The sequence below is a fragment of the Pseudomonas sp. ES1 genome (assembly GCF_050586605.1).
Taxonomy (GTDB): Bacteria; Pseudomonadota; Gammaproteobacteria; order Pseudomonadales; family Pseudomonadaceae; genus Aquipseudomonas; species Aquipseudomonas sichuanensis.
The window spans coordinates 77,437-90,352 of sequence record NZ_JBOBDM010000018.1 but is presented as its reverse complement, the minus strand read 5'-3'; the positions used below and the strand labels follow the sequence as shown (position 1 = coordinate 90,352).

The following is a 12,916-nucleotide window of genomic DNA, read 5'->3' as shown; positions in this document are numbered from 1 at the left end:
CCGGGCAAACCGTTCCACACCCGCCGGCGACCCGCACACCAGCGCCATGGTCCGACGCGACATCAGCTTCAACCCAGCCAACGCCTCATCAAACTGCGCCGCCAACACCAATTCGACCGTCACCCCGTCCAGCGCCTGTAACGACTGCGTCAGATAGTGTCCTTCAGCGCTGCGTGCCACGTGCAGCACCCGAATCTCCCCCCGATGCCCGTGGCGCAGCGCCTCGCGCAAGATGCCCCACAACGGTGCCAACCCGGTCCCCGCTGCCAACAACCACAGCGGCCGCTCCTGCCAGTCCGGGTCGTAATGCAAAGCCCCACCTCTCAACTCGCCCAGCCTCAGCTCATCGCCTACTTGTAACTGCCTGGCCCGATCACAAAAGGCCCCCGAACGCCTGCAATCAAGGTGGAATTCCAGAAAGGCTTCCTCGCCCGGCAGGCTCGCCAACGAGTAGGGCCGCGCAACATCGCCGCACCACAGCACCTGGTGCTGGCCGGCCTGGTAGCGCAATGGCCGCTCGGGCAGCAGCCGCAGGCGCAGCACGTCGCCGAACCAGGCCAGTTCGCTGACCGTAGCAGCAACACCGTCGCGTCGAGGGTCGAACAGTTCCAGCACCAGGTCACTGTTGACCGAGCACTGGCAGGCCAGGCGCCAGCCTTGTTCACGCTTGTCCGCCGCCAGGGCCTCGGGCTTCGCATCCCCGGGCATACCGTCCAGGCAGCGCACCAGGCAGGCATGGCAACTGCCGGCGCGGCAGCTGTAGGGCACGGCGCAGCCGGCGCCGTTGAGCGCATCCAGAAGATTACTGCCGAAAGGCACCGCCCATCGGCGCGCCCCCACAGTCAGTTCGGCCATGTCATTGATCTCCAAATACTCGCCTGATGATCAAGCAATGGGGCCGCTTGGCGGCCCTTCGCGGGTAAACCCGCTCCCACAAGGTCGGTGCATTCCCTGTGGGAGCGGGTTTACCCGCGAAGGGCTGCGCAGCAGCCCCAATCGATGTCACCCGTTAAACCATTGAACAGCATCACCCTGCCCACGTCATCAGCAAAAACGATGCCCGCCCCGCAGCCGACCAAGGTCCAGACCACCCGCAGGTGTTTCCCACGGCGGGGCGCGGTATACTGCCGCGCCTTTTTGCCCCGGCCCGACCAGCCAGGGCCTTGCCAGGCACTGCCGACATACCGGTGTGCGTTGTCGGTGTGCCTATTTGAATGTTCCCGTCTTTAAGAGGAGCGCGCTGCATGACCGTGATCAAGCAAGACGACCTGATTCAGAGCGTTGCCGACGCCCTGCAATTCATCTCGTACTACCACCCCGTCGACTTCATCCAGGCGATGCACGAGGCCTACCTGCGTGAAGAGTCGCCCGCCGCGCGTGACTCGATCGCCCAGATCCTGATCAACTCGCGCATGTGCGCCACCGGCCACCGCCCGATCTGCCAGGACACCGGTATCGTCACCGTGTTCGTGCGCGTGGGCATGGACGTACGCTGGGACGACGCCACCCTGAGCGTCGACGACATGATCAACGAAGGTGTGCGCCGCGCCTACAACCTGCCCGAGAACGTCCTGCGCGCCTCGATCCTGGCCGACCCGGCCGGTGCCCGCAAGAACACCAAGGACAACACCCCGGCCGTCATCCACTACTCCATCGTCCCTGGCGACAAGGTAGAAGTGGACGTCGCGGCCAAAGGCGGCGGTTCCGAGAACAAGTCGAAGATGGCCATGCTCAACCCGTCCGACTCGATCGTCGACTGGGTGCTCAAGACCGTCCCGACCATGGGCGCTGGCTGGTGCCCGCCAGGCATGCTCGGCATCGGCATCGGCGGTACCGCCGAGAAAGCCGCCGTCATGGCCAAGGAAGTGTTGATGGAGTCCATCGACATCCATGAGCTCAAGGCCCGTGGCCCGCAGAACCGTATCGAAGAGATCCGCCTGGAGCTGTTCGACAAGGTCAACCAGCTGGGCATCGGCGCCCAGGGCCTGGGCGGCCTGACCACCGTGCTCGACGTCAAGATCATGGACTACCCGACCCACGCCGCCTCCCTGCCGGTGTGCATGATCCCCAACTGCGCCGCCACCCGTCACGCCCACTTCGTGCTCGACGGTTCCGGCCCTGCCGAACTGGAAGCACCGTCGCTGGACGCCTACCCGGAAATCGTCTGGGAAGCCGGCCCGAGCGCCCGTCGCGTCAACCTCGACGAGATCACCCCAGAAGAAGTCGCCAGCTGGCAGCCAGGCGAGACCATCCTGCTCAACGGCAAGATGCTCACCGGCCGCGACGCCGCGCACAAGCGCATGGTCGAGATGCTCAACCGCGGCGAAGAGCTGCCGGTCGACCTCAAAGGCCGCTTCATCTATTACGTCGGCCCGGTCGACCCGGTCGGTGACGAAGTGGTAGGCCCTGCCGGTCCGACCACCGCCACCCGCATGGACAAGTTCACCCGCCAGATCCTCGAGCAAACTGGCCTCTTGGGCATGATCGGCAAGTCCGAACGTGGCCCGACCGCCATCGAAGCGATCAAGGACAACAAGGCCGTCTACCTGATGGCCGTCGGCGGCGCCGCCTACCTGGTGGCCCAGGCCATCCGCAAGTCGAAGGTCCTGGCCTTCGCCGAGCTGGGCATGGAAGCGATCTACGAGTTCGAAGTGAAAGACATGCCGGTCACCGTCGCGGTGGACAGCAAGGGTGAGTCGGTGCACATCACCGGCCCTGCGCTGTGGCAGAGCAAGATCGCCGAAAGCCTGGCGGTGGAAGTGAAGTAATCATCGCCCATGCGATATCAAACGCCCGGCCATTGCCGGGCGTTTTTATTCCAATTCATTATTTAATTTCTGACGACCAACCTTTATCGACGCCTGCGACAGGGGCACTGCCGACATCGCCACCTGATATTTTTGCCAGGTTTCAACTGCTCGCCGCCTGAATAGAATCCTACCTGAAACCCAACCATCAGGTCAGGCCATCATGAAAACTAAACGCTCAATCAGTGACTGGCTCAGCAGGTTTGAAATTGTTCTTTCATCCGCCAGCACTTCAGTTTTCAACAATAGCCGCCAGCAGGTGGAGGTCATCATTCTGGCGCGACCAAACGTTGGGCAAGAATTATCCCAAAGGGAATTCGATTCTTTGCGCATCGTCAGTCAGAAAGTCATCGGCATTTACGACCCGCTTCCAGAGGATGCTTCAGCCCCGTGGTTCTACAGCGAGCATCATGACGAGCGATTCGACTATTTCCCAGCCTTGAATCTACCCCCACTCCCCGAACCGCCGCCGCCTCCCGGTATGGACGAAAAAGATTTGATCCGTGAGGACAACCCGTCGTATTGGCTGAATGACAACGAAATTCGCTACAAGCAGCGTTATATTCATAGCCAAGCGCCGGCTGGCAGCAAAGTGACCCTGCGTGTGGCCATCACCCGGGATGCCGATGATGGCGGAAAGGGCGAGGACTATTACTCTGACGACATCTATGACAGTTCCATTGACCTCTATGCCCATCCGGCTCCTAATTACGTTTTCCCGCAAGACTACCACTGGGCGCAGACCCGAAACGAAGGCGACACCGTCGGCGGCTCCCGCTTTATTCACGAGCACCGTTTGATGCCCATTGAAGTACCCTTTTCCTACGCGCAATGCGAGCCGGATAATACCAATGGCATGATCCGCTGGCAGGATCATCAGCCAGATCAGACCTTCGCATCACACGTCGGCATCGCATGGCCTGGTAACAAGACGGTGCTCTACGACACCAGTATCTGTCTGGGCCCCCACTTCCCAGCGCGTCAGGTCGAAGAGGTCAACACTGACAACACCGGCGCCGTCATCGTGCTACTGCAAGGTGACAACCAGATCCCTTACTACGAAATCAAAGACACCAAAGCCACCAAAGCCACCAAACGTGATGGCCCTTGCCGACTCTCCGCCTACGACCGGCATGGCAACCGTCATCGCTTGTCCATCGCCTTCGACGGTACGCAGTCGGACCCGTTGGGTCGTCGCTCCAAGCTCACGGTGGTCAACACAAGCACCCTGGACGAACAGACCTCGCCGTTACGTGTCGCCAACATTGCGTTCTTCCAGGTGAAAGGGCTCGGCTTGGCAGACAACAACGTCCTCTGCAAACTTCACAATAGTGCCCGCCAACCCACCTTCATCGACGTCGTGATTCGTGCACTCGACGATAAACAGCAGCCCGTACAGCTTACGCCAGCTGAGTTGAACAAGATCGAGCTGGTAAGATACGACACAGGCGCAGCGCTAGGCAGCCAATACACGACCTACATTAGTGAGGCCCCGCGTTTCCCCGATGACTTGTTCGATGTCCTGGGCACACAAGTATCGACGCTCCAAAAACCTTTGCAGAGCGACCAAACCGTACGATTCTGGATAAAGACCAGTGGCGAGTTTAATTTACAGGTTGCAGCTCGTTTGGTCCTAGATGGCGTCACCTATCACACGTATCAAAAAGACTTATCCCCGGGGGGCAATACGGTAGCCGGCAAGTCAAATAGCTCAGCGACGCTCGCTGCCTTGAAAAGAAATTACGACCTCCCCCCCTCAAGTTTTAGTTACGGTCGCGTGGATATTTATAATAACGATGGCAAAGACATAGACATGCACAGACTTTGGATATCGGACCGCTCGTACAAACTGTGTTACTCATCAGGAAACACAACGACACTGCACTACAGAAATTACAAAGACAACATACAACGCATTCAACAACACTATAGACTCGACTACAAACGCACTGTCAAAGTCAGCCCCGACCATGCGCTTACCGCAGAAATAAACGGTATACTTGGAAACGCTTATGCATCCCGACTGCTTACCAATGACGGGAACGGCTACAAGTATTCAGACGCCGGGTACCTGATAACATATTATGATCAAAATGGCTATGGCTGGCCATTGTGGGTTTCCAACCTGACGAACAGTTTCGGAGTTAAATTGAAATGGATTGGCGCCAATTACGTAGACCTACAAAAAGAGCCAAAACCCACGGCATGGCTATTCAAATTGACAGCATTAAAGAATTATCTTCGCAGCGTTCTTCTTGCACTTGGGCTTGTACGAAAATTCGCTGAACGACGATCAAGCAAGGCGAAAACAGGCAAGTAAGGCCGAGATAGCACGGCACTTTTTATACAAGGCCTAGCTGCCATCGCTTCCTTGCTTGATAAAATCCCCCATAGCAATAATCGTTGAACCTGTCCGGGGAATATTAGTCAGGCCAGATAGCGGCGCTCGAGCGATATATATATACCGCTCGCCGTGCCCCTTCTCCCACTTAAATGAGCCCTCATCTCCCACACAGGAAGGGCTCATGACCCACACACAATCCGCCAATCAATGGCTGCGTCGATTCCGCGTCGATGTGACCTCCAACTCCAATCGCGTCTACGCCAATGGCCGCCAGCAGGTCGAAGTCACCGTGACCCTGGAACCGCGCGACGGCCAGACCATCACCGAACAAAGCCTGGCCTCGCTCGAACTGCTGCAGATCGACGACGACGGAAAGCTCCACATTCTGGATGCCGAGCTGCAAGCCCATCACGAGCGCGACCCGCGTTTCGCCTACCACGCCGCCTCCGGCGTTGTGCCCAGCCCCTTGATGGAGTCCTCGCCCCTTACCATCCGCCGCCGCTTCTACGTGACCTCGACACTGCCCGGCGGCACCCTGAGCACCCTGTATGCCGGGATCTGGAAGGACGAGCAGAGCCATTTCGAAACCAACGTCGCCCCGTTCAAGTCGTCGGTGGTCATCGAGTCCATTTCGCCGCAACGGCTCCCCGATTCGGCCTTCGAGCTGAAGATGGAAGGCACGATCGCCTACAAGCAATCCTCCGGGAACTACTGGGATGACGAAGTCGAGCACCAGGTCGGATATTTCGGCCTAAGGGACCCCAACAACTTCATCGTGGAAAGCCGCTCCCAGGCAACACCCGGTGGGCACGCCTTCTACGAACGCCACAACTGGGACCATGCGCTGTTTTCTTTCCAACTGACCAACGACTACAGCCAGCACACCGAAGTGACTGTCCATGGTGTGGGTCAGGCCTTCGCACTGGATGTACCCGGTTCGCGGGGCCGCCTGACCCAACGCCCCAACCAGATGACGCTGCACCGCTACCACCGACGCTTCTATGCACGCCACTACAACGCGCTCGATGAAGAGCAGAGCCTGTGGAAACTCATCGACCATAACGGCAACGAACATCGCATCGAATTCCTCAGCAAGGAAAGCGGCCACGCCATCGACTTCCAGGTCATCCAGGGCAACGTCTGATACACCGGCTCGGCGCCCCGAAAAGGGGTGCCCGGCGTTTCTGGTTCAACCAAGGAAACCTGCATGTCCGCACTGCACACCCAAGCCGGCAACTTTCTGGACTTCCTGAAGACCGGCGTAGACCCTCGCACCGGCCAGTTCACCCTGGCCATCGCCCTGCCGCTGCCACCGGCCAACCAGCTCTGCGGCCCCACCCTGACCCTGACCCTCAGCTTCAACCTGCTGAACTCCGCCCTCGATCGCGGTTATGGCCAAGGCTGGGCACTGGGCCTGTCGGAAATCGACCTGGACCAGAACGCAGCAAGGCTGCGCCTGAGTTCGGGCGAGCAGTTCGCCGTCGACCTGGGTGCCTCCCAGTTCACTGTCAATGGCCGACTGGCGTTGCACGATCAGAAACTGACCACCTTCCTGGTGACCTGGCAGGCTGACGGCAGCCTGCGCGTCGACCACAAGTCCGGGGAATGCGAGATTCTCAGGCGCCAGGACAGCGGCAGCGGTCGCTACCTGCTGGCCGAGCTGCGCTCCCCGGAAGGTCGAAGGCTGTTCTTCGACTGGCTGCCGTTCGCCGAGGGCGATTACAGGCTCCAGCAGATCCGCGACGAACAACGCCCCCTGCTAACCCTGGAAAATCGCCAGGGCGAGCTGCACTTCATCCTCAACCCGCACAGCCAGCAGCCCACCACCTTGCGCACGCTGCTCAGCAATGACTGGCTGACCGAGGTTCACCTGCCTGGCGTCAACGAACCGTTCAGCATCGAGTACGAGCCCATCGACCTTGCCGGTGCGACGACCCTGCTGCTACCCAGCTACATCCGCAGCCCGCTGGGTGCCGAAGACTTCGTACACTGGGCCAGCGACAGCGATGGCCATCACCTGCCACCGGGAGCCCCCTTCCCCTACCTGCCTCGGGTGGTTGCCTGGACCCATGCCACAGGCCGCAACGGCAGCGAACTCAACCGTACTTACACCTGGCTCGGCGAACACAACTTTCTTGGCTTCGGCAGCGACCAGGCCTTCGTCTGGCATACCGGCCGAGACAACCTGTACCAGGTCGAAGGCGACTATCGCTATGAAGTCATCGAAACCCTGAGCGACAGCGACGGCCAGGCCCTTGGCAGCCATCACTACACCTGGGACCGCCATCACCTGCTGGTCAGCGAAGTGACGCGCCAAGGCCCGTGTGAAACACGCAGGACCACCACCCATGGCGCGGACCCGCGCCTCACCTGGGAGCAGCAGCCGGCCTGGTGCCAGTTGCCCCTGCAGGTCTCCATGACCTATATCGATCATGCCCGCGATGGCGCCAGCCGCACCGAGACCACCAGCTACCGATACGATGATGCAGGCAACATCCTGCACGTGCGCTACCCCAGTGGTGTCGCGGAACACAACAGCTACTACCCGGCGACCGGTGCCGACGGCTGCCCGGCCGATGCGCTGGGCAGGGTACGCTGGCTCAGGAGCAAGACCGTGACGCCGGCTCCGGCTGACGGCCAGGCACCCACACTAGGCACCCTGTATACGTACCAGGCTCTGCCATCGCTGCTCGACGGCGAACCTGCCCACACCGTGGTGGCACGCGAACAAGGCTGGGATGAGGGCGAGCAACGCCTGCTGGAATCCACCAGCCAGGTCTACTGCACCGCTCCAGGTCCCGGCTACGGGCGGCTGGCCCGCAGCGCCACGACCTTGAATGGCATGACCACCACGACCGAATACCACTACCGCATCGAGCACGACGATCTGGTCACGCAGACCACGCTCATCGGCTTCGAGCACGACGCCGAGAACCGCTCGACCCGCAGCGATGCCCGCTCGCTGCTGAGCGGCTTGACCACCTGGGAGCGTGACGAGGCCGGGGCACTCACGACCTACGCCCATGACCCGCTCGGCCGGATCGTGCGCACCATCACGGCCGCCAACAGCCCCTACCAGGCCGAGCGCCAGGCCAGCTACCACCTGGGCGACACTGTCGCCAGGCAAGCCGGCAGCGGCGAAGCGCTCAACCCCGTGATGGTCGAGCAGGTCGAGGTCACCGGCCGCCGCCAACGGCAGTGGCTCGATGGGGATGGCCGAACGGTCAGGGTGGAGCTGGAAGATATCCAGCAGGCACCGGGCACCTTCAGGACCGTCGCTCACACCCAGTTTGACGCGCTGGGCCGTCCGGTCAGCGAGACGGCCGTCGACTGGCTCGGCGAAGGCATTGCTCCGCTACGCCTGACCACCACTACCGCCTACGACGACTGGGGTCAGGCCGCACTTACCATCAGCCCCGAGGGCATCGAGCGACATGCTCGCCATGACCCGGTTCGCCAGCGTACCGAGCACTGGCAGGTTGCCGCAGGGCGCAACGGCCCGCGACAGGTCATCGAGCTGAATGCGGCCGGCAGCCCCGCCCGACAACAGCATTTCGACAGCGACGGCCAACTGGTGCGCACCTTGAAGCTCACACGCGACGGCCTGGACCGGGTCATAGAGGAGCGCCTCACCGTCCCAGGCGCTACCGACATCATCAACCGCAAGCGCTACGACCACTACTCGCGGCTGGTCGAGCAACAACTGCCCGACGGTACTCGCCTGGCCTGGACCTTCGCCGCTCACAGCGATGACCAGCACGTGGAATCCATTGCCATCACTCCCGCACAAGCGCAGGCCCCCGCATGACCACCGACACCCTGATTCTCGGTCGCCAGACCTTCGACGGCCTCGGCCGCCAGCGCTCGGTGGCAGTCGCCGGGCGCAGCACCCACTATCACTACCGGGCCGGGCAGCTACCGCCCAGCGCCAACACCTTGGCCGATGGCAAGCGTGTGGCCTTTACCTACGAGCCACAGCTGGGTAATGCATTGCTTGCCAGCCATGCCGACGGCGCCACACAGCAACGCCTCGACTACCACCCCACGCTCGGCCTGCCTTGCAGCGCCAGCGGCGAGCTGTGCAGCCAGCATTGGAGCTTCGACGGCGCCGGCCTGCCACTGCGTGATGCATGGCAGGTCGATGGCGAGGAGCACAGCACCCAGTGGCGCTACTCATTCAATGGCCAGCTGTTGGGCTTCACCGACAGCGGCGCAGTGGAGCACCAGCGCCACCACGATGGGTTCGGCCGGCTCAGTGTGCTCAAAGTCGGCGACGTGACGACTACTTTTGCCTACGACGCCTTCTCCCGCCTCGAAACCGTGACCACCCAGGACCCCGTCGCTGACCGTCTGCTCACGCGAAAAATCACTTACGACAGCATGGGCCGCGAACATCGCAACACCTTCACCGTGGTCAACGACGGCAACACCCGGACCTTCACCCAGACCCTCGGCTACTCGGGCCTCGACCAACTCACCTCACGCACCTGGCATGACGGCGAGCAGCAGGGCGAAGAGACCTTCGCCTACGACCTGCGTTGTCGCCTGGTGCACTACCAGGCCGACCTGCACGCCGCGCCGCAAGACCCCTTCGGCAACCGAGTCGTCGAACAGAGTTTGAGCTTCAACGCCCTGGACGGTCATACCCACATCGTCAGTGACTTTGCCGATGGCAGCCGTGACGAGGCTCGGTTCAGCTACGCCGAAAACGACCCCACCCAGGTTGTCTCGATCACCCATACCCACCCATCCTGGCCCGAACGGATCGACCTCACCTACGACGCGTGCGGCCGCCTGATCGCCGACAGCCTGGGCCGTCAGCTGAACTGGGACGCTCATGAGCGACTGGCACAGGTGCAGCTCGATGGCCAAACCTGCGAATACCGCTACGACGCCAGCGGCCATCTGTGCGACCGGGTGCTCGATGGCCAGCTCGAGCGCAGTTTCTTCAGCGCCGATCAGCCGACCCACACACAACGGTCCGGTCAACGTCACGGCCTGGTAGGTGATGGTGCCTCGCTGTTCGCGATCAACCACCCAGGCGCCAATACCACTCTGCTTGGCTGCGACGGCCAGGGCAGCGTACGCCTGGAAGTGGACGACGATGTTCGCCAACGCCGCTACACAGCCTACGGCAGCACACCGAGCGACTCGACCCTGTCCCGGTTCGGCTTTGCCGGGGAACGTCAGGAACCGTTGACCAGTTGGCTGATCCCCGGTGGCTATCGCCCCTACGATCCACTGCTGATGATGTTCCTCGCCCCCGACAGCGAAAGCCCGTTCGGCCGTGGTGGCATCAATGCCTACGCCTACTGCGGCGGCGACCCGATCAACCGCATCGACCCGGATGGCCACAGCTGGATGAGCTGGACCTTGGCCAGCGTTGGCCTAGCCATTGGCGCCGCGGTCACCCTGGCCAGCCTGGGCACCGCTGCCCCGGCCGTCGCCACCGTCCTCGCCGGAGGCCTGGGAGCCCTCAGCGCCAACAGTGCCTTGGCAATCAGCACCGCCGCCCTCAGTGCCGTCTCCCTCGGCACCGGGGCCGCTAGTGCCGCCCTGCAAGCCAGCGATGCCGACAGCAAGGCCGCCAGCGTGCTCGGCTGGCTCTCCCTGGGCACCGGCATTGCCAGCGCGGTGGCGGGCATGGCGCCTGCTGCGGCCAAATGGGCCGCCGGGCTCTCGAACAGCTCGGGGCGCGCGGCCAGCAAGCTTGCCTCCTTCAAGCCTTACAGAATCGGCCCAGGTGACGGCCAGCGCCCCGCCACGGTGCTATTTGGCACAACCAAGGAAGGTGGCGATGTGGCCTTCATCCCGAACTTGTATGCAGAGAACACCGCGGCATTCGTGACTCACGGCCACCCGCTGGGCATGCTGATGAATGCCCAAGGCCAAGCCGACGATGCCGCAAACATCGCCAGAAACCTGATAGCACCGCGCCTGGCCGAGATGGGTTACCCGGCCGACCAGAAGATCGTGCTACTGGCATGCTGGGGTGGCAAGAGTGGCGCGGCGCAGAAGATCGCCAATGAGCTGCGCCGGCCCGTGGAAGCCTACAGCCAGAAGATTTTCCTCAAAGGGACGGCCACCTTGCAGATGCCTCGAACATACGAACCACTCTGGAGCCCGGGCTTCAATAACATTCCTGTCTACAAGCCATCATTGCCAAGCAGGGCCTTGCGCCGGTTCAACGGCCATTTCCCGGCTTTTGCCGACAAGTCCTACTCGGTTGCCAGGAGCAAGCTCTATTACCCTGGGTGAGCGACGCCGGCAGAGAACTGTTCCGGCCAGTCCCGTCGGGTGAGGACCTGCCCCTCCCGCCTCAGCCGACGGAGCTGCCCAAGGTCAAGGTCGCACCGCAACCATTGGCTGCCAGGCGGATCAAGCTCGGCGCTCAGTGCCATCACGCCATCCGCCGGCATGCCATGGTCCGGCGGCACGAACAACCCGGCGCGGCCGACATTCACGTCCAACGCCGGCGACCAGCTCGCCTGCCCCACGGTCGGGCTCTGCAACACGGCGATCTGGCTCTCCAGTGCCCGGGCCTGGGCGCCGATGCGCACGCGGTGGTAACCGGCCTCGGTGTCGGTGCAACTGGGCGCCAGGATCAGGTCGGCACCGGCCTCGGCCAGGTGCCTGGCGAGCAGGGGGAATTCGTTGTCGTAGCAGATCAGGATGCCCAACCGCCCCAGCGCCGTGTCGAACACCCACAGCCCCTGACCCGGGGCAATGTCCCACTGCTCGCGCTCGAAGCGCGTCATCATCAGCTTGTCCTGATGGCCCAGGCGGCCTTCAGGGCCAAACAGCCATGCACGGTTGCGGTAGTGACCGTCGGCATCCAGCACCGGCGCGCTGCCCGGCTGCAGGTAAACGCCGTAACGTCGGGCAATGCCTTCGCACAGCGCCAGCCAGGGTTCGATCAGCGGCTGGATGCCGGCTATCGAGCCCTTCAGGTCACTGCGCTGCTCGGCGGGCAATTGCCCGCTGAGTACCATCCCGGCGTATTCCGGCAACAGCAGCAGTTGCGCGCCCTGTTCGGCGGCCTCGGCGCACAGCCGTTCAAGGTGTGCCGCGTAAGCCTCCCAGGTTTCGAACAGCTCGATGGCGTACTGGCAGGCGGCGAGGCGGATCATGCCGGCAGTGCCTTGAGCCAGAACGACATGATCTTGCTCGACTGCTCCTGCTCGTCGAGGTCGCGCCAGCTATAAGTCGTGCGCAGCGAGGGCTCATGCAGAAAGCCACGGTTGCGCCAGAAGCCATGCAAGGGTTTGTAGCCCGAAGGCCGGCGCGGATGCCCGGCCGGGCGCTCCACGGCACAGAAGGCGCAATAGTCGAACTCGGCCAGCTTGTGGGCATAGGACTCGCGCTCGATGAAAAAACGCACGCCCAGGCCCTGGCCGCGGTAGGCCGGCAGCAGCACCGACTCACCGAAGTAGTAGACCGAGGCCGGGTCACGGCCCTGGGCCAGGAATGGCTGCTGGAACTCGGGCGTCTCGTCCACCAGCGGCAGGCCGGTCGAAGCGCCGACCACTTGGCCGCCGTCCAGCGCCAGCACTGCCAGGCTGCGCCCGGACTGGGCATAGGTGGCCAGGTAATCGGCTTCGTAAGCTTCAGTGCCTTGGTAAAGGTAGGGGAACTCGCGGAACACCGTCAGGCGCAGGCGAGCGAGGTCATCGATGTAAGGCGCGATGGCGGCGCCATGGAGCAGGCGAATTTCCATGGGGGCGGTCGTTTTGTCGATGTGGATGACGCGCTCGGCTAAGCCGGG

Annotated in this window: 8 protein-coding genes; 5 read left to right on the top strand and 3 right to left on the bottom strand. The window is 62.4% G+C overall.

Annotated elements, in window-relative coordinates:
* A partial coding sequence (locus tag ACQ4N9_RS10150) for an iron-sulfur-binding ferredoxin reductase (protein ID WP_430932774.1) occupies window positions 1-855 on the bottom strand: 855 nt, incomplete at its 3' end.
* A gap of 389 nt (window positions 856-1,244) precedes the next feature.
* Here ACQ4N9_RS10150 and ACQ4N9_RS10145 point away from each other — a divergent pair.
* The 5 genes from ACQ4N9_RS10145 (at window position 1,245) to ACQ4N9_RS10125 (ending at window position 11,409) form a co-directional block, all read left to right on the top strand.
* Window positions 1,245-2,768, top strand: coding sequence for a fumarate hydratase (locus ACQ4N9_RS10145; protein WP_390968670.1), 1,524 nt, complete (start codon window positions 1,245-1,247; stop codon window positions 2,766-2,768).
* Between the two features lie 202 nt (window positions 2,769-2,970).
* Complete coding sequence (locus ACQ4N9_RS10140; protein WP_390968669.1) at window positions 2,971-5,127, top strand: hypothetical protein; 2,157 nt, start codon at window positions 2,971-2,973, stop codon at window positions 5,125-5,127.
* Between the two features lie 205 nt (window positions 5,128-5,332).
* Window positions 5,333-6,295, top strand: a complete 963-nt coding sequence (locus ACQ4N9_RS10135) for a hypothetical protein (protein WP_390968668.1) — start codon at window positions 5,333-5,335, stop codon at window positions 6,293-6,295.
* A 63-nt stretch (window positions 6,296-6,358) separates the two neighbouring features.
* The gene (locus ACQ4N9_RS10130) at window positions 6,359-8,959 is read left to right on the top strand and encodes a hypothetical protein (protein ID WP_390968666.1); all 2,601 of its coding nucleotides are present in this window, start codon (window positions 6,359-6,361) and stop codon (window positions 8,957-8,959) included.
* The gene (locus ACQ4N9_RS10125) at window positions 8,956-11,409 is read left to right on the top strand and encodes an RHS repeat domain-containing protein (protein WP_390968664.1); all 2,454 of its coding nucleotides are present in this window, start codon (window positions 8,956-8,958) and stop codon (window positions 11,407-11,409) included. Before ACQ4N9_RS10130 ends, ACQ4N9_RS10125 begins: the two co-directional genes overlap by 4 nt.
* Here the strand turns inward: ACQ4N9_RS10125 and ACQ4N9_RS10120 are convergent.
* Together ACQ4N9_RS10120 and ACQ4N9_RS10115 are read right to left on the bottom strand one after the other, a co-directional pair.
* A complete protein-coding gene (locus tag ACQ4N9_RS10120) occupies window positions 11,397-12,281 on the bottom strand; it encodes a carbon-nitrogen hydrolase family protein (protein ID WP_390968662.1) in 885 nt (294 codons plus the stop codon). The genes ACQ4N9_RS10125 and ACQ4N9_RS10120 overlap by 13 nt on opposite strands.
* Window positions 12,278-12,868, bottom strand: coding sequence for a GNAT family acetyltransferase (locus ACQ4N9_RS10115; RefSeq protein ID WP_390968660.1), 591 nt, complete (start codon window positions 12,866-12,868; stop codon window positions 12,278-12,280). The genes ACQ4N9_RS10120 and ACQ4N9_RS10115 overlap by 4 nt, the downstream gene beginning before the upstream one ends.
* Window positions 12,869-12,916 lie beyond the last annotated feature (48 nt).

Coding starts and splice junctions, on each gene's coding strand:
- ACQ4N9_RS10145 (WP_390968670.1), top strand. CDS start 1,245: ATGACCGTGATCAAGCAAGACGACCTGATTCAGAGCGTTGCCGACGCC.
- ACQ4N9_RS10140 (WP_390968669.1), top strand. CDS start 2,971: ATGAAAACTAAACGCTCAATCAGTGACTGGCTCAGCAGGTTTGAAATT.
- ACQ4N9_RS10135 (WP_390968668.1), top strand. CDS start 5,333: ATGACCCACACACAATCCGCCAATCAATGGCTGCGTCGATTCCGCGTC.
- ACQ4N9_RS10130 (WP_390968666.1), top strand. CDS start 6,359: ATGTCCGCACTGCACACCCAAGCCGGCAACTTTCTGGACTTCCTGAAG.
- ACQ4N9_RS10125 (WP_390968664.1), top strand. CDS start 8,956: ATGACCACCGACACCCTGATTCTCGGTCGCCAGACCTTCGACGGCCTC.
- ACQ4N9_RS10120 (WP_390968662.1), bottom strand. CDS start 12,281: ATGATCCGCCTCGCCGCCTGCCAGTACGCCATCGAGCTGTTCGAAACC.
- ACQ4N9_RS10115 (WP_390968660.1), bottom strand. CDS start 12,868: ATGGAAATTCGCCTGCTCCATGGCGCCGCCATCGCGCCTTACATCGAT.